The following is a 20,877-nucleotide window of genomic DNA, read 5'->3' as shown; positions in this document are numbered from 1 at the left end:
TGAGCGCCACGGTCAGCGCCACCGGGTAGGCCGACCCCGCGCCCACGACCGCGCCGAACACCGAAGCGAGCACCGCGGTGCCGATCGCGGTGCCGATCCGCTGCCCGGTCTGCAGCGCGCCGCCCGCGACCCCGGCCATCCGGACCGGCACGCATTCGAGCGTCAACGTCGTGTTCGGCGAGATCACCATCCCACCGCCGACCCCCGCGAACAGCAGCGGCAGCGCGAAGGCCCAGCCGGACGCCGCGGGCGGGACCAGCTGGGCGAGCAGCGCGACGGCCAGCAGGCCGAGGACGACCACGCCCAGACCGGTCACGGTGAGCAGCCTGCCGAAGCGGGGCACCAGCCGCCCGGCGACGGCCGCGGACACCGCCGAGCCGAGCGCGAACGGCGTCACCGAGAGCCCGGACTGCAGGGGTGTGTAGCCGAGGCCCTGCTGGAAGAACACGGCGAAGACCAGCCAGATCCCGGCGAACCCGCAGAAGTAGAGCGCGCCGACCGCCGCGCCGGTGGCGTAGCCGGGGGTGCCGGTGAACAGCCGGGTGTCCAGCAGCGGCGTCCGGCCGCGCCGGGACACCGAATGCTCCCAGCGCACGAAGGCGGCACCGAAGACGAGGGCGACGGGGAACAGCCACCAGAGCCGCACCAGGCCGTCGTCGTCGGACTCGACCACCGGCAGCAGCACCGCGAGCACCGCGATCGCCAGCAGCGCGATGCCCGCGAAGTCGATCTCCGACCGGATCCTGAGCTGCTTCTTCTCGCTCCGCGGCAGCAGGCGCAGGGCCAGCGCGAACGCGAGCACGCCGATCGGGACGTTGACGTAGAACACCCAGCGCCAGCCGTCCTGGGCGCCGAAGACCGCGATGATGGCGCCGCCGAGGATCGGGCCGACCGCCGTCGAAATCCCGACGACCGCGCCGAACATCCCGAACGCGCGGCCGCGCTCGGCGCCGCGGAAGAGGTCCTGGATCAGGCCGGTGTTCTGCGGGGTCAGCATGCCCGCCGCCACGCCCTGGGCCAGGCGGGCGAGCACCAGCGTCGTCTCGTTCGGGGCCGCGCCGGCCAGCGCGCTCGTGAGGACGAAGGCGGCGAGGGCGCCGAGGAACATGTTCCGGCGGCCGAACGCGTCGCCGAGGCGGCCGCCGGTGACCAGGACCAGGCCGAACGCCAGCGCGTAGCCGGACACGACCCAGCGGATCCCGCCGCTGCTCGCGTGCAGCCCGGCCTGCATCGACGGGAGGGCGACGTTGACGATGCTGACGTCGAGCAGGCCCATGAACCCCGCCGTGAGCGAGACGGCGAGCGCCTTCCAGCGGCGGGGGTCGGGTTCGTGCGTCATCGTGTTCAGCAAACACGAAAGGCGGGATCCGCGCGCGTCGTGCCCGCGGATCCCGCCCTTTCGCGGGTCACGTGGAAGCGGTGATGCCCCGGATGCCCTTGAGCTCGCCGATCAGCATCGAGCTGACCTTCACCGGGTAGTCGTAGAGCGCGAACACCGTCTGGTTCTTGCCCACGAGCTTGAGGTGCACCGGGGTTTCCCCCTTGTGCGCCAGCAGCGTGGACCGGAGCTCGCTGACGACCGACTGGTCGATCTTCTCCGCCGCGGCCAGCAGGACCAGCGGGGGCTCGTCGTCGCCGTTGCCGGTGCCGACCTCGGACAGGTCGAGCGTCGCGAGACCGCCGCCGAAGACCGACATCTTGTCCTCGCGCCAGTTGACCCGGCCCTTGACCAGCACCGCGTTGTCCTCGATCAGCTCACCCGAGAACAGCGCGTACGACTTCGGGAAGAACAGCACCTCGAGCGAGGCGTCCATGTCTTCGACCGTGCAGATCGCCCAGGGCTCGCCCTTCTTGTTGACCCGCCGCTCGAGCGACGTGATCAGCCCGGAGATGACGATCTCGCCTTCCCGAGGCGGATCGGCGAGGATCCCGGCGATCGGCTTCGGGGCGTGCTTGCGCAGGATCCGCTCGGCCCCGTCCAGCGGGTGCGCCGAGACGTACAGGCCGAGCATCTCGCGCTCGTAGGCGAGCAGCTGCTTGCGCGGGTACTCCTCCTCGCCGAACTTCAGGTGCGCGAGCGGTGACGACGACGGCGCCGCCTCCCCCTCGTCGCCGCCGAAGCCGAACAGGTCGAACTGGCCCATCGCCTCCTGGCGCTTGAGCGGGACGACGGCTTCGACCGCGTCTTCGTGGACCTGGATCATCGACAGCCGCGTGTGGCCGAGCGAGTCGAACCCGCCCGCCTTGATCAGCGATTCGATGACCCGCTTGTTGCAGGCCACGAGCTCGGACTTGTCGAGGAAGTCGGTGAAGGAGGCGTACTTGCCCTTCTCCTCGCGCGTCTTGATGATCGATTCGACGACGTTCGCGCCGACGTTGCGGACGGCACCCATGCCGAAGCGGATGTCGTCCCCGACGGCCGCGAACCGCAGGGCCGACTCGTTGACGTCCGGCGGGAGCACCTTGATGCCGAGGCGGCGGCACTCGGACAGGTAGACCGCCGACTTGTCCTTGTTGTCACCGACCGAGGTCAGCAGCGCGGCCATGTACTCCGGCGTGAAGTTCGCCTTGAGGTACGCGGTCCAGTAGGAGACCAGGCCGTACGCGGCCGCGTGGCTCTTGTTGAACGCGTAGCCGGCGAACGGGAGGATCGTGTCCCAGAGCGCCTTGACGGCCTCGGCGGAGAACCCGCCCGGGACCAGGTCACTGGCCTTCATCCCGGCTTCGAAGCCCTCGTACTCGAGGTCGAGGACTTCCTTCTTCTTCTTGCCCATCGCGCGGCGGAGCACGTCCGCGCGCCCCATCGTGTACCCGGCCACCTTCTGGCCGATGTGCATGATCTGCTCTTGGTACACGATCAGGCCGTAGGTGTCGGCCAGGATCTCCCGCAGCGGCTCGTCGAGCTCCGGGTGGATCGGCTTGACCTTCTGCCGGTTGTTCTTCCGGTCGGCGTAGTCGTTGTGCGCGTTCATGCCCATCGGGCCGGGGCGGTACAGCGCGCCGACCGCGACGATGTCGTCGAAGACCGTGGGCTCCATCCGGCGGAGCAGGTCTCGCATGGGCCCGCCGTCCAGCTGGAACACGCCGAGCGTGTCGCCGCGGGCGAGCAGCTTGTACGTCTCGGGGTCGTCGACGCCGAGGGTGTCGAGGTCGATGTCGATCCCGCGGTTGGCCTTGATGTTGTCGATCGCGTCGCCGATGACCGTCAGGTTCCGCAGGCCGAGGAAGTCCATCTTGAGCAGGCCGATGGCCTCGCACGACGGGTAGTCCCAGCCGGTGATGATCGAGCCGTCGTCGCGCTGCCAGAGCGGGATCGCGTCGGTCAGCGGGTCGCAGGACATGATGACCGCGCAGGCGTGCACGCCCGCGTTGCGGATCAGGCCCTCGAGACCGCGGGCGGTCTCGAAGATCGTCTTGCACTCTTCGTCGGTCTCGACCAGCGCGCGGACCTCGGCGGCCTCGCCGTAGCGCTCGTGCTTGCTGTCGACGATGCCCGAGAGCGGGATGTCCTTCGCCATGATCGGCGGCGGCAGCGCCTTGGAGATCTTGTCCGCGATCGCGTAGCCCGGCTGGCCGAAGTGGACGCGCGCGGAGTCCTTGATCGCCGCCTTGGTCTTGATCGTGCCGAAGGTGATGACCTGGGCGACCTTGTCCGAGCCGTACTTGTCGGTCGCGTACCGGATCATCTCGCCGCGCCGGCGGTCGTCGAAGTCGATGTCGATGTCGGGCATCGAGACGCGCTCGGGGTTCAGGAACCGCTCGAACAGCAGCTTCTGCGGGATCGGGTCCAGGTTCGTGATGCCCAGGACGTACGCGACGAGCGAGCCGGCGGCCGAACCACGGCCCGGGCCGACCCGGATGCCGACGCGGCGGGCGTAGCTGATGAGGTCGGCGACGATGAGGAAGTAGGCCGGGAAGCCCTTCCCGATGATGACGTCGAGCTCGATCTCGATGCGCTCGTTGTAGTACTCGTCCGGCACGCCGTCCGGGAAGCGCCACTTGAGGCCGCGCTCGACCTCTTCGCGCAGCCAGGTGCCCTGGTCGTAGCCCTCCGGCACCTCGAAGAACGGCAGCCGGTCCTTGTGCGCGTAGACCTCTTCGTAGGACTGGACGCGCTCGGCGATCATCAGCGTGGTGTCGGCCGCGCCGGGGACCTCCTTGTCCCAGTACTCGCGCATGTCCGCGGCGGACTTGAGGTAGTAGCCGTCGCCGTCGAACTTGAACCGCGTCGGGTCGTTGAGGGTCTTGCCCGCCTGGACGCACAGCAGCGCCGAGTGCGTGTCCGCCTGGTCCTTGGTGACGTAGTGCGAGTCGTTCGTGGCGAGCGGCTTGAGGTCGAGCAGGCGGCCGACCTCGAGCAGGCCCTCGCGGACCGACCGCTCGATCGGCAGGCCGTGGTCCATCAGCTCGAGGAAGAAGTTGTCCGCGCCGAAGATGTCCTTGTAGTCGGACGCGGCCTGGATCGCCGCCTCCTTCTGGCCCAGCCGCAGCCGGGTCTGCACCTCGCCGGACGGGCAGCCGGTGGTGGCGATGATGCCGGAGTGGTTTTCGGAGATCAGCTCGCGGTCCATGCGCGGCTTGCGGTAGTAGCCCTGCATGCTGGCCAGCGAGGACAGCTTGAAGAGGTTCCGCAGCCCGGTGGCGTTCTCGGCGAGCATGGTCATGTGCGTGTAGGCACCGCCACCGGAGACGTCGCCGCCCTCACCGAACTCGTCCGAGCCGCGCTGGTTGGCCTGGCCCCAGAAGACGGGCTTCTTGTGGAACCGGCTCTCCGGCGCGACGTAGGCCTCGATGCCGATGATCGGCTTGATGCCTGCCTTCTTGGCCTGCTGGTAGAACTCGTCGCCGCCGTACATGTTGCCGTGGTCGGTCATCCCGACCGCGGGCATGCCGAGGCGCGCCGCCTCCGCGAAGAGAGGGGCGATCTTCGCCGCACCGTCGAGCATCGAGTACTCGGTGTGGACGTGCAGGTGGACGAAAGAATCGTTCGACACCAGCGAAAACCTCCCCTGTCTGGATGGGACCGGCGCGCCCGGGTCCCCCAGCCTATCCCGCACTCGCCGGGCTCGATTGTGCGCCTCTGGGGCCTGCTCCGGGTGGCACGACGCGCCACCGTTTCGGGCGGTGGTGATCACGGCACGGGGTGCGGCCGGACGGTTACGCGGGGCGGCCGGTCCGGCGGTCGGGAGCGTCTTGAATGAGTCATTCAGGTCTTGGGGGGTCCTGAATGACTCATTCAAGACCTCTGCCGGGGAGCCGGAACCGGCATCGGGACCGCGGGTGCGGCTCGCCGAGCACGAAGGGCCGCGGCCGGTCCGACGCCATGAACGCGGCGATGTCATGAAAGGGTCGTTCACGTCGTCTGACTAGGTGAACGACCCGTTCATGACGGCCGGTGAGGTGGGCCACACCCGTCGGCTCCCGCGTTGACAGCCGCATCCCCGGCACCGAGCATTCCCCGCATGAACCTGTCTGACAGCCAGACAGCCGGACAAGGTGGTCCTCGCCGGGTGAGCGCCATGGAAGCCGTGCTGGCCCACCTGCGGCAGCTGATCGAACGCGGCGACTACCCCGTCGGCGCCAAGCTGCCCTCCGAAGCGTCCCTGAGCAGGGAGTTCGAGGTCAGCCGGTCGGTCATCCGGGAGGCCCTGCGCGGTCTGCAGGCCCTCGGCATGACCGAGTCGAAGACCGGCAAGGGCACCTTCGTCACCGCCACCGGGCCCGCCGAGAACCCCACCTTCGGGCCCTACTCCGCCCGCGACCTCATCGAGGTGCGCCGGCACGTCGAGATCCCCGTCGCCGGCTACGCCGCCCTGCGACGCAGCCAGGACGACCTCGACCTGCTCGGCCACCTCGTCGAGCGGATGGACGCCGAGACCGACAACACCGCGTGGGTCGCGCTCGACTCGCTCTTCCACATCACCATCGCCCAGGCCTCGGGCAACCCCGTGTTCGGGAAGGTGATCGAAGAGATCCGGGACGCGCTCGCCCGCCAGTCCGCCTTCCTCAACCAGCTCGGCGACCGCCGCGCGCAGTCGAACGTCGAGCACCGCGCGATCGTCACGGCCATCGAGAGCGGTTCCGAAGAACAAGCCGTCGAAGCCATGACCGCGCACCTCACGCACGTCGAAGCCACTCTGACCAGCATCGTGAACGGGGACCAGTGACCGAGCAGACCCTCACGCCGTCCGACAACACCACAGACGCGGGCGACGCCGGCTACCGCAAGGCCCTCAAGCCCCGGCACGTGAACATGATCGCCATCGGCGGGGCCATCGGCACCGGCCTGTTCCTCGGCGCCGGCGGCCGGCTCGCCCAGGCCGGGCCGGCGCTGGCCATCGTCTACGCCGTCTGCGGGCTCTTCGCCTTCTTCGTCGTCCGCGCGCTCGGCGAGCTCATCCTGTACCGGCCCTCCAGCGGCGCCTTCGTCTCCTACGCCCGCGAGTTCATGGGCGAGAAGGGCGCGTACGTCGCCGGCTGGATGCACTTCCTCAACTGGTCGACCACCGGCATCGCCGACATCACGGCGATCGCGCTCTACGCGCACTTCTGGTCGTTCTTCTCGCCGATCCCGCAGTGGGTGCTCGCGCTGATCGCGCTCGCCGTGGTCCTCACGCTGAACCTCGTCTCGGTGAAGCTGTTCGGCGAGATGGAGTTCTGGTTCGCCATCGTCAAGGTGGCCGCGCTCGTGCTGTTCATGGCGATCGGGATCTTCCTGCTGGTGACGCGGACGCCGATCGACGGCAGCGCCCCCGGCCCGCAGCTGATCGCCGAGCACGGCGGGATCTTCCCCACCGGGCTGCTGCCGATGGTGCTGATCGTGCAGGGCGTGGTGTTCGCCTACGCCTCGGTCGAGCTGGTCGGCGTCGCGGCCGGCGAGACCGAGAACCCGGAGAAGATCATGCCGAAGGCGATCAACTCCATCATGTGGCGCATCGCGGTCTTCTACGTCGGCTCGGTCGTGCTGCTGGCGATGCTGCTGCCGTGGAGCTCCTACTCGAAGGACCAGAGCCCGTTCGTCACCGTGCTCTCCCACCTCGGCGTGCCCGCCGCGGACAGCGTGATGAACCTGGTCGTGCTGACCGCCGCGCTGTCCAGCCTGAACTCCGGCCTCTACTCGACCGGCCGGATCCTGCGGTCGATGGCGACGGCGGGCTCGGCGCCGAAGTTCACCGGCGTGATGAACCGCAACCACGTGCCCTACGGCGGGATCCTGCTCACCGCGGCCGTCTGCGTGCTGGGCGTCGGGCTCAACTACGTCGTGCCGAAGGACGCCTTCGACATCGTCCTGAACTTCGCCGCGATCGGCATCCTCGCCACCTGGGCCATCATCGTGCTCTGCCACCTGCTGTTCGTCCGCAAGGCCGAGCGCGAAGGCATCGAGCGGCCGTCGTTCCGGCTGCCGTTCTCGCCGTACACCGAGATCGCGACGCTGGTGTTCCTCGCCGCCGTCGTGGTCTTGATGGGCTTCGACGAGACCGGCCGGATCACCCTCCTGGCGCTGCCCGCGATCCTCGTGGCGCTGGTCGTCGGCTGGTTCGCCGTGCGCAAGCGGATCGACATGCGCGCGTTCGACGAGGAGGGCGTGTGAGCCACGAACCCCTGGTCGAACTGGTCCGCGGCGGCCTGGTCGAGGGCGTGCACCACGGCTCGCTGGTCGTGCTCGCCCCGGACGGCTCGACGCTGTTCGCCGCGGGCGACCCGGACGCCGCGATGTACCCGCGGTCGACGGCGAAACCGCTGCAGGCCACGGCGATGGCCCGGCTCGGGCTGCGCCTGTCCCCCGCCGGCTTCGCGATCGCGGCGGCCAGCCACTCCGGCGAAGAGATGCACCTCGACGCCGCCTCGGACGTGCTCGGCGGCCGCTCACCCGACGCGCTCGGCAACCCGGCCGACTTCCCGTACGACCCGGTCGAGCGCGACCACTGGCTCGCGACCGGCCGCGCCCCGAGCCGCCTGGCGCACAACTGCTCCGGCAAGCACGCGGCGATGCTCGCGACCTGCGAGCTGAACGGCTGGCGCACCGAGGGCTACCTCGACCCGGCCCACCCGCTGCAGCGCGCGATCGCGGCCACCGTCGAGGACCTGACCGGCCGCGGCATCGAGCGCGTCGCGGTCGACGGCTGCGGCGCGCCCCTCTTCGCGACGACCTTGCGCGGGCTCGCGACCGCCGTCTCGAAGATCGCGACCGCCGCGCCCGGCACGCCCGAGCACCTGGTCGCCGCCGGGATCCGGACGCACCCGGAGCTGGTCGGCGGCAGCCGCCGCGACGTCACCGCCGTCATGCGCGCGGTGCCGGGGCTGATCGCGAAGGACGGCTTCGAAGCCGTCCAGGTCGCCGCGCTGCCGGACGGCACGGCGATCGCGCTCAAGATCGCCGACGGCGGTGACCGGGCGCGGTACCCGGTGCTGGCCGCGGCGCTGGAGCTGTGCGGGATCGACGTCCCGCCCGGCCCGGACAACCTGCGTTTCACCGGAAACCTGTCTGTGGGGAGCCTGCGATGACCACCCGCCGCGAACACGACCTGCTGGGCGACAAGGACGTCCCCGCCGGCGCGTACTGGGGCGTGCACACCGCCCGCGCCCGGGAGAACTTCCCGATCACGGGCACCACGATCGCCGCCTACCCGCACCTGGTCGAGGCGCTCGCCGCGGTGAAGGAGGCCGCCGCGCGCGCCAACGCCGAACTGGGTCTCCTCGCACCCGAGATCGCCGAGGCCATCTGCGAGGCCTGCCGGGAGATCCGCGAAGGCGCGCTGCACGGCGAGTTCGTCGTCGACGTCATCCAGGGCGGCGCGGGGACGTCGACCAACATGAACGCCAACGAGGTGATCGCCAACCGCGCGCTCGAGCTGCTCGGGCACGCCAAGGGCGACTACCACGTCGTGCACCCGAACGAGCACGTCAACCTCGGGCAGTCGACCAACGACGCCTACCCGACCGCGGTCAACGTCGCGACGATCATCGCCGTGCGCGAGCTGGCCGAGTCGATGGTCGTGCTGGAAAAGGCGTTCGCGGCCAAGGCCGTCGAGTTCCACGACGTGCTGAAGATGGGCCGCACGCAGCTGCAGGACGCGGTCCCGATGACGCTCGGCCAGGAGTTCGGCACCTACGCGGTGATGCTGGGCGAGGACCGGCTGCGGCTGGAGGAAGCCGTCGCGCTGCTGCACGAGATCAACCTCGGCGCGACCGCCATCGGCACCGGCCTCAACGCCGCGCCGGGGTACGCCGAAGCCGCGTGCCGGCACCTGCGCGAGATCACCGGGCTGCCGGTCGTCACCGCCGCGGACCTCGTCGAGGCCACTCAGGACTGCGGCGCGTTCGTGCACCTTTCGGGGGTGCTCAAGCGGATCGCCGTCAAGCTCTCGAAGAGCTGCAATGACCTGCGGCTGCTGTCCTCGGGCCCGCGCGCCGGGCTGAACGAGATCAACCTGCCGCCGGTGCAGGCCGGGTCGTCGATCATGCCCGGCAAGATCAACCCGGTCATCCCCGAAGTGGTGAACCAGGTCGCGTTCGAGGTGATCGGCAACGACGTCACCGTGACCATGGCCGCCGAAGCCGGGCAGCTGCAGCTCAACGCGTTCGAGCCGATCATCCTGCACGCGCTGTCGGAGAGCATCACGCACCTGGGCGCGGCCTGCCGGACGTTGGCCGAGAAGTGCGTTTCGGGGATCACGGCCAATGTGGACGTCCTGCGTTCGTACGTCGAGAACTCCATCGGGCTGGTGACGGCGCTGAACCCGAGCATCGGCTACGCGGCCGCGACGGAGATCGCCAAGGAGGCACTGGCCACCGGCCGGGGCGTGGCCGAACTCGTCGTCGAGAAGGGCCTGATCCCGGCCGAAGAGCTGGCCAGGCTGCTGCGTCCCGAAACGCTCGCGCGCGCGAACTGAGGTACCGTCGGATCCGGAAGGGTCTACTCCACTTCGGAAGGCGGGCGCCCGTGCTGGACCGACTTGTCGACAAGCTGCTCGGGCTGCCCCGCGCCGAAGGACCGAGGCCGGTCGTGACGCGAGACCTGGCCGCGCCGATGCCCGACGGCGTCACGCTGCTGGCCGACCGGTACGCCCCGGCGGGCACCACGTCCGCGCCGGTGGTGCTGATCCGCACGCCGTACGGCCGCAAGGGGCTGCTGTCCAAGCTCTTCGGCGACACGTTCGCCCGGCACGGGCTGCAGACGGTCGTCCAGAGCACCCGCGGCTCGTTCGGCTCCGGCGGCGAGTTCCGGCCGTTCCACCTCGAGCGCGAGGACGGCGTGGCGACCGCGGAGTGGCTGCGGGCCCAGCCGTGGTGCGACGGGACGGTCGCCATGGCGGGCGGCAGCTACCTCGGGCACACGCAGTGGGCGGTCGGCCCGTACCTCGACCCGCCGCTGGCCGCCATGTGCCTCGGCGTGACGGCGTCGGAGTTCGTCTCGACGTTCTACCCGGGCGGCGTGCTCGCGGCGGACAACATGGTGTCGTGGTCGGCGATGATCGGCCGCCAGGAAGAGCGGTTCGCCGCGCTGCCGAACCCGGTCCAGAAGCGGAAGACGCGGCGCGCGATGGCGCACCTGCCGCTCGGCGGCGCCGACGTCGCCGCGATCGGGAAGCCGGTGCAGTTCCTCCAGGACATCACCACGCACTTCGTGCCGGACGACGACTACTGGGTGATGTCCGACCACAGCGCCGAAGTCGCGAAGCTCGACGTCCCGGTGTCGATGGTCACCGGCTGGTACGACCTGTTCATCCGCGGGCAGCTGCGCGACTTCCGGATCCTCGCCGAAGCGGGCAAACAGCCGCGGATCACCATCGGGCCGTGGGCGCACGGCGAGCCGGCGAGCATGGGCCCGATGATCCGCGACCAGCTCGGGTTCCTGCGCGCGCACCTGCTCGGCGACCGCGCCCAGCTGCAGCGCTCGCCGGTCCGGCTGTTCCTGCAGGGCGCGAACTCCTGGCTGGACTTCGAATCCTGGCCGCCGCCGTCGACGCCGACCGCGGCCCACCTGCGGCCGATCGGCGGGCTCGGCGAGGCCGCCGAGCAGGCGCTCCCGACGACCTTCACCTACGACCCGGCCGACCCGACCCCGGCGGTCGGCGGCCCGCTGCTCACCGGCGACACGAAGCAGCGCGACAACCAGGAGGTCGAGGCCCGCCCGGACGTGCTCGTCTTCACCGGCGAGCCGCTGCCCGCGGACCTCGACGTCATCGGCGAGGTGGCCGCGACCGTGCACGTGCGCACCGAGCTCGGCCACGCGGACGTCTACGTCCGGCTCTGCGACGTCGACCCGGACGGCGTGTCCCGCAACGTGACCGACGGGATCCTGCGGCTGCGCCCGGGTTTCCCGGCGGCGGACCCCGACGGCGTGGTGACGGCGGAGGTCGACCTCGACCCGACGGCGTACCGCTTCCGCCGCGGCCACCGCCTGCGCGTCCAGGTGGCGGGCGGCGGCTTCCCCCGCTTCGCCCGCAACCACGGAACGGGCGAACCGGTCACGTCGGCGGTGGACGGCAAACCGAACCGCTTCGAGGTCTTCCACGACGCGACCCGGCCGTCGCGGATCACGCTGCCGGTGTTCAGCCGCCCGTAACGCCGGCGCGGCGGCCACCGACCTACGCGCGTGACCGCATCGCACCCCCGGTACCTCATCGCCGCGCTGGCCGCCGGGCTGCTGCTCGCCGGCTGCGGTGGCGTCCGGCAGGAAGCGAGCCCGGCGTCGACGACCGAAGCCCCGACGACGTCCGAGACGCCGACTGACACCCCGGCGACCACCGAACCGGAAACCACGACCGAGCCGGAAACGACCACCGGGGCAGAGACCACCGAGGAGGAGACGACGACCGAGGAGGAGCCGAGCGGGTCCCCGACCGGCTCCTACGACGTCACCATCTCCGGTTCGGTCGAGGGCCGCTCGTTCCGCCGGTCCGCGACCCTGCGCGTGGTCGAGACGATCTCCTCGACCGGCACCACGAACGACGTCAACCCGGTCGACGTCTGCCTGGTCTCCGGCAACCCGGCCGCCCAGCCGCAGCCCGGCGCGATCCGGTTCGGCTCCAACTCCGGCTGCCTCCCCGGCACCGCGGCGGCGGACCTCGACCTCGCCGAGGTCGGCGCGGACGGCGGCACGATCACCGTCGAACCCGTGGAGAACATCGCCGCCACCGGCGGGAACCTCTTCACGGCGTCGACGAGCGTCGCCGCGTGCCCGTACTACCCGGTGTCGGGGCGGCTGCGCGTGACGATCGACGGCGGCGACGTCTCCGGAAGCGTCGAAGTCACCGGCTACGGCGGAGCGTTCTGCGGGAACACGAGCTACGAGGCGACCATCTCCGGCTGAGCCGTCAGAGCGGAACCACGCGCTGGTGGCTGGTCACCCGCCCGTCGTCGTGCAGGACGTGCAGCAGCAGCCCCGGCGGCCGCTCGAAGTCCAGCGGGCCGCCCTCGGCCCAGCCGCGGTCCGCGCCCGGCTCGACCGGCAGCAGGGACTGCGAGACGACGCCCGGCGCGATGCGCAGCGGCACGCCGGCGAACACCGTCGACGCGCCGGTGTGCACGTGCCCGGCCAGCAGCGCCTTCACCCGCGGGTGCCGGGCCAGCACGGCGGCCAGCCGCTCCTCGCCGCGCTGGCGGATCCCGTCCACCAGCGGCACGCCGACCTCGACCGGCGGGTGGTGGAAGGCGACGATCGCCGGTCCGTCGCCGCCGGAAAGGACGTCGTCGAGCCACGTCAGGGTCTCGTCGGCGAGGAAACCCGCGCCGCGGCCGGGGATCGTCGAGTCGCACATCGCGAACAGCACCCCGCCGACCTCCTGGGCGCTGTCGATCGGCTCGTCCGACGGCGGCAGTCCGAGCAGGCCCGCCCGGAACTCCGCGCGGACGTCGTGGTTCCCGGGGCAGACCAGCACCGGCGCCGGGTACTCGAGCAGTTCGGCGGCACGCGCGTACTCGGTGGCCGTGCCGTGGTCGGCGATGTCGCCGGTGACCACGACGGCGTCGACCGGCCGCGCCAGCCCGCGCAGGTAAGCCAGCACGGCGGCGACGCGTTCTTCGGCCCGCGGCTCGCCGTCGAGGTGCAGGTCGCTCAGGTGCGCGATGATCATCGTCCGTCCTTCCCCAGGTAGGCCAAGGCTTTCACCCAGTTGCGGACGAGCACCGCGGACGCGGTCGGCAGGTCGCCGTCGCGCAGTGCCGCCGCGATCCGGCGGTGCTCGCCGATGCTCTCTCCGGCGCGGCCCGCGCCGCCGAAGTAGCACGATTCGTACCGCTTGAGCAGCGGCTTGGTCTGCCCGAGCAGCCGCAGCAGGTGCGGGTTCGGGCAGCGGGACAGCAGCAGCGCGTGCCATCGGTCGTCCACATCGGACAGATCGCCGCCGCCGGCCAGCGCCGCGTCCATCTCGTCGGCGACGGCGTCGAGTTCGTCCGGCAGCCCGGCCAGCTCCAGCGGCGACGTCCAGCGCAGCGCGAGGGCTTCGAGCTCGGCGACCAGCGGGTAGAGGCGGCGCGCCTCGTCCGGGTCGAACGGCGGCACGAGGAACCCGCGGCCGGGCGCGGAGACGAGCAGGCCGCGGTCGGCGAGCCCGATCAGCGCCTCCCGCAGCGGCGTCCGGCTGACGCCCAGCTCGCGGGCCAGGTGCACCTCGTTGACGCGGGAGCCGGCGGCGAGCCTGCCGTCGAGCACGCGGGTGGTGATCCGCTCGATGAGGTCGCTGCGCAGCGGGGTCCGAGCCATGGCCGGGAGTATTGCATACAGTACCTATCTACTGTATTCAGTTGGTATGGCCTTCGACGTCGAACGCGCACGCCGTGAGACCCCCGGCTGCGCCGAAGTTGTCCACCTCAACAACGCGGGCTCCGCGCTCCCGCCGTCCGTCGTGACCGACACGGTCGTCGACTACCTGCGCCACGAGGCGCTGACCGGCGGGTACGAAGCGATCGCCGAGGCGTCGGACCGGTTCGACGCCGTGTACGCGTCCGCGGCGCGGCTGGTCGGCGCCGAACCCGACGACATCGCGCTCACCGACAACGCGACGCGCTCGTGGCAGGCGGTGTTCTACGCGCTGCCGTTCGGTCCCGGCGACCGGATCCTCACCTCCCGCGCGGAGTACGCGAGCAACGCCATCGCGTTCCTGCAGGTCGCGAAGCGCACGGGCGCGGTCGTCGAGGTGATCGGCGACGACGGCTCCGGGCAGCTGGACGTCGAGGAGCTGCGCCGGCGCGTGGGCGGCGACGTCAAGCTGATCGCCGTCAGCCACGTGCCCACCCAGGGCGGCCTGGTGAACCCGGCCGAGGAGATCGGCGCGATCGCCGAGGCCGCCGGCATCCCGTTCCTGCTCGACGCCTGCCAGTCGGCGGGCCAGCTCGACCTCGACGTCTCCCGCCTGAAGTGCGACGCGCTGTCGGTGACCGGCCGCAAGTACCTGCGCGGCCCGCGCGGCACGGGCTTCCTCTACGCGCACCCCCGGCTGCGGGACCGGCTGGAGCCGGCGATGCTCGACCTGCACTCGGCGAGCTGGACGTCGCCGTCGGAGTACGTCGTCGACCCGACCGCCAAGCGCTTCGAGGTGTGGGAGAAGGACTTCGCCGCCGTCCTCGGCCTCGGCGCCGCGATCGACTACGCGCTCGATTGGGGCCTGCCCGCCATCGAAGCGCGCGTCACCGCACTGGCCGCCACCCTGCGCGAACGGCTCACCGAAGCCGGCGCCCACGTGCACGACATCGGCGCCCGCCGCTGCGGCATCGTCACCTTCACCGTCGACGGCACGCCGGCCAAGGAGCTCAAGGCGCGGCTGGCCGAAGCCGGCATCAACACGTCGGTGTCGTCGCGGACGTCGGCGCAGTACGACTTCACCGCGCGCGACCTGCCGGACCTGCTCCGCGCTTCGGTGCACTACTACAACACCGAGGACGAGATCGACCTGCTGGTGCGGCAGGTCGAGAAGCTCTAGAAGGCGTTGACGCCGGTGAGCTCGGCCGACACCGTCCACAGGCGCTCGGCCAGCACCGGGTCGAGCGCGTAGTCCTTGACCCCGGCCCGCACGTCACCCGCGGGTTCCGCGACGTCGCAGTCCTCGAGGTAGAGCCCGCCGAGGCCGTCGAGCTGCGGGGACGTCGCCGCCCACACCTGCGTCGCGGCGCCCTGCTCCGGGGTCTTCGCGCCGCCGGTGACCCGGCCGTCGGCGTCCACCATCCCGGCGTCGATCAGCTCCTGCCGGTCGAGGTGGCGGACGAGGTCGGTCAGGATCCGGCCCGGGTGCAGGGCGAAGGCGCGCACGCGGTCCCGGGCGAGCTTGTCGAGCTGCACCGCGAAGAGAACGTTCGCGGTCTTCGCCTGGCCGTAGGCGACCCACTTGTCGTAGCCCTGCCGGAATTCGAGGTCGTCGAAGCGCACCGGGCCGTAGTGGTGGCCGCGCGAGGACACGGAAACGACGCGGGCGCCGTCGGCGAAAGCCGGCCAGAGCCGGTTCACCAGGGCGAAGTGGCCGAGGTGGTTGGTCGCGAACTGCGCCTCCCAGCCCGGTCCGACGCGGGTCTCCGGCAGCGCCATGATCCCGGCGCTGCCGATGAAGACGTCGATCCCCCGGCCCGAAGCGACGAAACGCTCGGCGAACGCGCGGACGCTGCCGAGGTCAGCCAGGTCGAGTTCGCCGACCTCGACGTTTTCGAAGCCCCGCAACGCTTCTTCGGCCGTCTCAGGGCGGCGGGCCGGGACGACGACGTGCGCGCCCGCCGCCGTCAGCGCGCGGGTCGTCTCGAGGCCGATGCCCGAGTAGCCGCCGGTGACGATCGCGAGCTTGCCGGTCAGGTCGATCCCCGCGACGACCTCGGCGGCGGTGCTTTCGGCGCCGAACCCGGAGCCGATCTTGTGCTGTGCGGTGGTCATGTCAACGACCGTAAGAGCTGGAGTGAACTCCAGCGCAAGTTCAGCCCTTGAGCAGCTGCCGCGCGATCACGAGCTTCTGGATCTCGCTGGTGCCCTCGTAGATGCGGAACAGCCGCGCGTCCCGGTAGATCCGCTCGACCGGCACCCCGCGGACATACCCCATGCCGCCGTGCACCTGCACCGCGCGGTCGGCGACCCGGCCGAGCATCTCCGTGCAGAACAGCTTCGCCGACGACGGGCCGAGCTTGCGGTCCTCGCCGGAGTCGTACTTCGCGGCCGCCTCGTGCACCATCGCGCGACCGGCCGCCAGCTCCGCGTGCGACTCCGCGAGCAGTGCCTGGACCAGCTGGTACTCCCCGATCACCTGGCCGCCCTGGCGTGCGGTCCGCGCGTACTCGACGGCTTCGGCGAGCGCGCGCTCGGCCATGCCGACGCACAGCGCCGCGATGTGCAGCCGGCCGCGGGCGAGCGAGGCCATCGCGATGCCGAAGCCCTTGCCCTCTTCGCCGACCAGCGCGTCGGCCGGCAGCTCGACGTCGTCGAAGACCACCTCCGACGTCCACGCGCCGGCCTGGCCCATCTTGGTGTCGTGCGGGCCGACCGTGACGCCGTTCGCGCCGGCGGGGACCAGGAACGCCGAGATGCCGCGGCTGCCGGTGCTGTCGAGGTCGGTGCGCGCGAAGGCGACGAAGACCTCGGCGAGCGGCGCGTTCGTGATGAACCGCTTGGTGCCCGAGAGCCGGTAGCGGTCGCCGTCGCGGACCGCGCGGCTGGTCAGGCCACCCGGGTCCGATCCGGCCTCGGCTTCGGTGAGCGCGAAGGAGGCGACCGCCTGCCCGGCGGCCAGCCGCGGCAGCCAGCGGGTGCGCTGGTCCGGCGTCCCGTAGTGCACGATCGCCTGGCCGGCGATGCCGTTGTTGGTGCCGAACAGGGACCGGAACGCGGGCGTCGTCCAGCCGAGCTCGATCGCCAGCCGGACGTCTTCGGCCATGGCGAGGCCCAGGCCGCCGTACTCCTCCGGCAGCGCCCAGCCGAACAGGCCCAGTTCGGCGGCTTTGTCCCGGATTTCGGCCGGGATCTCGTCGTGCTCGTCGATCTCCGCCTCGCGCGGCACGACCTCCTTGCGCACGAACTCCCGCACCGCGCCGAGAACCTGCCCGAAAACGTCCGCGTCCATGCGTCGCACGGTACCCGGTAGCGTGCGGCGCGTGAGCACCTTCTTCGACGTCGCCGAGCAGCACCCGGACCGGCTCGCGGTGCTCGCGCCCGACGGGACCGCCGCGACCTTCGGCGAGCTGGCCGCGCGGGCGAACCGGCTGACGCACGCGCTGCACCGGCTCGCGCTCGGCCCCGGCGACGGCGTCGTCGCGATCGTCCACAACGGACTCCCGTACTTCGAGCTGCTGTTCGCGACGCTGCAGGCCGGGATGTACTTCACGCCGGTCAACCACCGGTCCTCGCCGGCCGAAATCGCCTACGTGGTGGCGAACAGCGGCGCCCGGGTCGTCGTCGCGGAGGCGGCCATCGCGCGGGAGTGCGACCTCGACGTGCCGAGGTTCTCGATCGGCCCGGCCGGGGGCTGGGGCGACTACGCGTCCTGGGGCGCGGACGAGCCGTCGACGCCGCCCGAGCCGCGGACCGCGGGCCAGACGATGCTCTACACGTCGGGGACCACCGGGCGGCCCAAGGGCGTCCGGCGCGCGCTGAGCGGGAACCCGCCGTCGCTGCACCCGATCCACCGCGACCTGCTGGCGATGTTCGGCGTGCTCCCGGGGCCGGGGGTGCACCTGGTGGCCTGCCCGCTCTACCACGCCGCGCCCGGTTCGTTCGCCGTCAACGCGATGCACCTCGGGCACAGCGCGGTGCTGATGGACCGCTTCGACGCCGAAGAGACGTTGCGGCTGGTCGAACGGCACCGCGTCACGAGCACCCACCTCGTCCCGACCATGTTCCACCGGATGCTGCGGCTGCCCGAAGACGTCCGCGCGCGGTACGACCTTTCGAGCCTGGTGAGCGTGATCCACGGCGCGGCGCCCTGCCCGCGCGAGGTCAAGGAGCGGATGATCGAGTGGCTCGGCCCGGTGGTGCACGAGTACTACGGCGCTTCGGAGGGGCTGATCTGCGGCGTCACGGCGACCGGGTGGCTGGCCGCGCCGGGCACCGTGGGCCTGCCCTTGACCGGTGTGCGCCTGAAGGTCCTCGACGACGACGGCGCCGAGGTGCCCGGCGGCGAGCCGGGCACGATCTGGTTCAGCTCCGCCCACACCGCGCTCGACTACCTCGGCGACCCGGAGAAGACCGCGGCGAACCGGTCGGGCGAGTTCATCACCGTCGGCGACTTCGGGTACCGCGACGGCGAAGGCCGCGTCTTCCTGCTCGACCGCCGGACCGACCTGATCCTCTCCGGCGGCGTCAACATCTACCCGGCCGAAGTCGAGGCGCGGCTGCTCACGCACCCCGACGTCGCCGACGTGGCGGTGATCGGCGAGCCGGACGACGAATGGGGGCAGCGCGTGATCGCCGTCGTCGAGCCGGTCCCCGGGGTCTCCCCCGGCGACGACCTGGCCGCGCGGCTGGCCGAGCACTGCCGGGCGGCGCTGGCGGGGTTCAAGACGCCGAAGCGGTTCGACTTCACCGATCGCCTGCCGCGCACCGAATCGGGCAAGATGATGCGGCGCACCCTGCGCCCGTCGTGAGGAGTACCGCCCGATGCGCAAGACCTGCACGATCATCGCCGCCACGGCACTCGCCGCCGCACTGCTGCCCGGGACGGCGTCCGCGACGCCCGGCAGCGGCGTCGCCGGGACGATCCTGGCCCAGAAGACCGTCGGCAAGACCGACTACACGCTGCGGGAGATCACCATCCAGCCCGGCGGCTACACCGGCTGGCACTTCCACGACGGCACGCTCTACGCGTACGTGAAGGCCGGGACGCTGACGCACAACCTGGCCGACTGCAGCCTCGACGGCGTCTTCGGCACCGGGCGCGCGTTCAGCGAAAAGCCCGACCAGGTGCACATCGGCCGCAACCTCGGGTCGACCCCGCTGGTGCTGGAGGTCCTGTACGTGCTGCCGGCGGGCAGCCCGCTGTCGGAGGACGCGCCGGACCCGGGCTGCGGCTTCTAGCTCGTGAACCACCCCGCGGCGTCCAGCCGGTAGGCCGCGGGCCCGACGACCTTGCGCAGGTCGGCTTCGAGCGCGCCGATCCGCTCGGCGCCGACCGCGCGCGCCCACTCCGCGCGCAGGTCGTCGAAGATTTCCGCCGACTTCGTGAGCGCGTCGACGCCATGCGCGCTGAGCCGCACGATCTTGCGGCGCGCGTCGGCGGGGTCGTCGGCGCGCTCGGCGTACCCGAGTGCTTCCAGGCGTTCGACGGTCTTGCCCGCCGCCTGCTTGGACACGCCGAGGCGACGCCCGATCTCCGACGCCGTCGCGCCCTGGACGCCGATGGCCTGCATGGCGAACCCGTACGACGGGCGGACGTCCGGGTGGCCGCGGCGCGCGAGCTCGGCGTGCAGGCGGTCGATGAGCGTGCGGAAGCCGCCGAAGAGCAGGAAGGGCAGCTCGTAGCCGGGCGGTTCGGCCATTACCCCTTGCCCTTTTCGACAACCAGGTTTACGGTTTCGACAACCACGTTGTCGATCCTACCTCTGGAGGCGCCTTGTTCCCCGATCACACCCCGGAGTCTGCACCCCCGGCCGCGCGCCCGACGATGGCGGCCACCGCGAAGAAGTTCGGCCACGTCCCGGCGGCCGTCGCCCGGATGGCGACGTCGCCGGAGACGCTGAACGGGTTCCTCAAGCTGAACGCGATCTTCGAAGCCACGACGCTGACGGCGCTGGAGCGGGAAACCCTGGTCATGACGGTGGCCACGCGCAACGGCTGCCACGTCTGCGTCGCGATGCACACGGCCTCGCTGGAAGGCCTTTCGGCGCCGCCCGAGCTGGTGACGGCGTTGCGTGCGCAGGCTCCGCTGCCGTCCGCGCGGCTCGAGGCGCTGCGGCGGTTCGCCTTGACCGTGATGGACACGACGGGCGACGTCCCGCCTTCGTCGCTGGCCGCGTTCGTCGAGGCCGGGTTCACCCCGCGGAACGCGCTGGAGGTGGTGCTGGGGATCGGGACGTACACGGTTTCGACGTACGCGAACCGGTTGATCCAGGCGCCGCTGGACGAAGCTTTCGCAGCTCACGCCTGGGATTCCGAAACTGTCGGTGCCTCGCGGTAGCTTCCTCCCACCGGCGGCGAGGGGCCGCCCGAGAAGGGGGATCCACCATGGAGTTCCGGCGAAGAGCGGCTGCTCTGGGGGCCGTGGCCGCGGTGCTGACGGGGGTGCTGGCCGGGCCGGCCGCGGCGGCCGCGGACATCGGGGAGCTGGAGGGACTGGTCTGGTTCGACCGCGACGGCGACTTCCAGCACGACCCGGGCGACCCCGGCCGCGCGGGCGCCAAGGTCGTCGCGCACCTGATCACCCCGGCGACCGACTACGTGACCTTCACCGACGCCCAAGGGAAGTACTCGTTCACCGGCCTGCCCCTGGGCGACTACCGGATCCTCGGGGTCGACGACGGCTACCGGTCGATCAGCTCGAACACCCACGACCGGACGCTGACCGAGCAGTACTGGTCCGGGTACGACGAATTCGCGCAGATCGGCGGCCGCCTCCATGGCCGCGCCTGGGACGACACGAACGGCGACGGGATCCGCCAGAGCACCGAACCCCGGCGCGAAACGCAGATCTCGCTGGTGGGTCCGAGCGCGTACGAGGGTTTGCTGAACCGCACGGTGACCACGACGAACGGCGAGGACTACTACTTCGAAGACATCCCGCAAGGTACGTACAAGCTGCGGACCACGCCCCCACCGGGCCTGACGGCGACGAAGTTCCACGCGGGCACGGAGTGGTACCTGGACTCGGACTTCCACGGCGGCCTGGGAAGCACGCTGTCGACCGATCCGATGCCGGTCTGGCCGTTCCAGTACGAGCCCAACAACGACGTGGGCTTCGTACCCCGCTGAGC

The 20,877-nt window shown here is 71.2% G+C and carries 18 protein-coding genes (1 of these 18 running past the window's edge); 11 read left to right on the top strand and 7 right to left on the bottom strand.

Going from position 1 to position 20,877, the window contains the following annotated elements; genetic code table 11:
• Both AB5J73_RS23345 and dnaE read right to left on the bottom strand, forming a co-directional pair.
• Positions 1-1,339 carry the 5' portion of an MFS transporter gene (locus AB5J73_RS23345; RefSeq protein WP_370972231.1) on the bottom strand. It extends 137 nt beyond the left edge of the window, so only the first 1,339 of its 1,476 coding nucleotides appear in the window; the start codon lies at positions 1,337-1,339; its stop codon lies off the left edge, out of view.
• 67 nt (positions 1,340-1,406) lie between these two features.
• Positions 1,407-4,994, bottom strand: coding sequence for a DNA polymerase III subunit alpha (gene dnaE, locus AB5J73_RS23340; RefSeq protein WP_370972229.1), 3,588 nt, complete (start codon positions 4,992-4,994; stop codon positions 1,407-1,409).
• A 525-nt stretch (positions 4,995-5,519) separates the two neighbouring features.
• On the opposite strand from dnaE, the gene AB5J73_RS23335 reads away from it, so the two are divergent.
• From AB5J73_RS23335 to AB5J73_RS23310, 6 genes are read left to right on the top strand one after another with little or no spacing between them, the layout of a single operon-like run.
• Entirely contained in the window at positions 5,520-6,167 is a 648-nt protein-coding gene (locus tag AB5J73_RS23335) for a FadR/GntR family transcriptional regulator (protein WP_370973290.1), read from the top strand.
• Positions 6,164-7,591 carry an amino acid permease gene (locus AB5J73_RS23330; protein ID WP_370972227.1) on the top strand — a complete coding sequence of 476 codons (1,428 nt, stop codon included), beginning with the start codon at positions 6,164-6,166 and terminating at the stop codon, positions 7,589-7,591. Before AB5J73_RS23335 ends, AB5J73_RS23330 begins: the two co-directional genes overlap by 4 nt.
• Positions 7,588-8,505 carry an asparaginase gene (locus AB5J73_RS23325; protein WP_370972225.1) on the top strand — a complete coding sequence of 306 codons (918 nt, stop codon included), beginning with the start codon at positions 7,588-7,590 and terminating at the stop codon, positions 8,503-8,505. Before AB5J73_RS23330 ends, AB5J73_RS23325 begins: the two co-directional genes overlap by 4 nt.
• A complete protein-coding gene (aspA, locus tag AB5J73_RS23320) occupies positions 8,502-9,893 on the top strand; it encodes an aspartate ammonia-lyase (protein ID WP_370972223.1) in 1,392 nt (463 codons plus the stop codon). The genes AB5J73_RS23325 and aspA overlap by 4 nt, the downstream gene beginning before the upstream one ends.
• Before the next feature lie 50 nt (positions 9,894-9,943).
• Positions 9,944-11,569: a CocE/NonD family hydrolase gene (locus AB5J73_RS23315; protein WP_370972221.1), complete on the top strand. Its 1,626-nt coding sequence runs from the start codon at positions 9,944-9,946 to the stop codon at positions 11,567-11,569.
• A gap of 30 nt (positions 11,570-11,599) precedes the next feature.
• Positions 11,600-12,316 carry a hypothetical protein gene (locus AB5J73_RS23310; protein WP_370972220.1) on the top strand — a complete coding sequence of 239 codons (717 nt, stop codon included), beginning with the start codon at positions 11,600-11,602 and terminating at the stop codon, positions 12,314-12,316.
• Between the two features lie 4 nt (positions 12,317-12,320).
• Here AB5J73_RS23310 and AB5J73_RS23305 read toward each other — a convergent pair whose 3' ends face one another.
• Positions 12,321-13,079, bottom strand: a complete 759-nt coding sequence (locus AB5J73_RS23305; RefSeq protein ID WP_370972218.1) for a phosphodiesterase — start codon at positions 13,077-13,079, stop codon at positions 12,321-12,323.
• Positions 13,076-13,708, bottom strand: coding sequence for a GntR family transcriptional regulator (locus AB5J73_RS23300; protein WP_370972216.1), 633 nt, complete (start codon positions 13,706-13,708; stop codon positions 13,076-13,078). The genes AB5J73_RS23305 and AB5J73_RS23300 overlap by 4 nt, the downstream gene beginning before the upstream one ends.
• A gap of 46 nt (positions 13,709-13,754) precedes the next feature.
• On the opposite strand from AB5J73_RS23300, the gene AB5J73_RS23295 reads away from it, so the two are divergent.
• Positions 13,755-14,924, top strand: coding sequence for an aminotransferase class V-fold PLP-dependent enzyme (locus AB5J73_RS23295; RefSeq protein WP_370972214.1), 1,170 nt, complete (start codon positions 13,755-13,757; stop codon positions 14,922-14,924).
• Here AB5J73_RS23295 and AB5J73_RS23290 read toward each other — a convergent pair.
• Together AB5J73_RS23290 and AB5J73_RS23285 are read right to left on the bottom strand one after the other, a co-directional pair.
• Complete coding sequence (locus AB5J73_RS23290; protein WP_370972212.1) at positions 14,921-15,859, bottom strand: SDR family NAD(P)-dependent oxidoreductase; 939 nt, start codon at positions 15,857-15,859, stop codon at positions 14,921-14,923. The genes AB5J73_RS23295 and AB5J73_RS23290 overlap by 4 nt on opposite strands.
• Positions 15,860-15,899: 40 nt before the next feature.
• Complete coding sequence (locus AB5J73_RS23285; RefSeq protein ID WP_370972210.1) at positions 15,900-17,036, bottom strand: acyl-CoA dehydrogenase family protein; 1,137 nt, start codon at positions 17,034-17,036, stop codon at positions 15,900-15,902.
• Positions 17,037-17,067: 31 nt separating this feature from the next.
• On the opposite strand from AB5J73_RS23285, the gene AB5J73_RS23280 reads away from it, so the two are divergent.
• Positions 17,068-18,555 carry an AMP-binding protein gene (locus tag AB5J73_RS23280; protein ID WP_370972208.1) on the top strand — a complete coding sequence of 496 codons (1,488 nt, stop codon included), beginning with the start codon at positions 17,068-17,070 and terminating at the stop codon, positions 18,553-18,555.
• 13 nt (positions 18,556-18,568) lie between these two features.
• Complete coding sequence (locus AB5J73_RS23275; RefSeq protein WP_370972206.1) at positions 18,569-18,985, top strand: cupin domain-containing protein; 417 nt, start codon at positions 18,569-18,571, stop codon at positions 18,983-18,985.
• Here the strand turns inward: AB5J73_RS23275 and AB5J73_RS23270 are convergent.
• Complete coding sequence (locus tag AB5J73_RS23270) at positions 18,982-19,446, bottom strand: MarR family winged helix-turn-helix transcriptional regulator (protein ID WP_160701237.1); 465 nt, start codon at positions 19,444-19,446, stop codon at positions 18,982-18,984. The genes AB5J73_RS23275 and AB5J73_RS23270 overlap by 4 nt on opposite strands.
• Positions 19,447-19,571: 125 nt before the next feature.
• On the opposite strand from AB5J73_RS23270, the gene AB5J73_RS23265 reads away from it, so the two are divergent.
• Positions 19,572-20,084, top strand: a complete 513-nt coding sequence (locus tag AB5J73_RS23265; protein ID WP_370972204.1) for a carboxymuconolactone decarboxylase family protein — start codon at positions 19,572-19,574, stop codon at positions 20,082-20,084.
• Between the two features lie 47 nt (positions 20,085-20,131).
• Entirely contained in the window at positions 20,132-20,875 is a 744-nt protein-coding gene (locus AB5J73_RS23260) for an SdrD B-like domain-containing protein (RefSeq protein ID WP_370972202.1), read from the top strand.
• The last annotated feature ends 2 nt before the right edge of the window (positions 20,876-20,877 follow it).

It is taken from the genome of Amycolatopsis sp. cg9, from assembly GCF_041346945.1.
Lineage (GTDB): Bacteria > Actinomycetota > Actinomycetes > Mycobacteriales > Pseudonocardiaceae > Amycolatopsis.
This window is presented reverse-complemented; position numbering and strand designations above follow the sequence as displayed.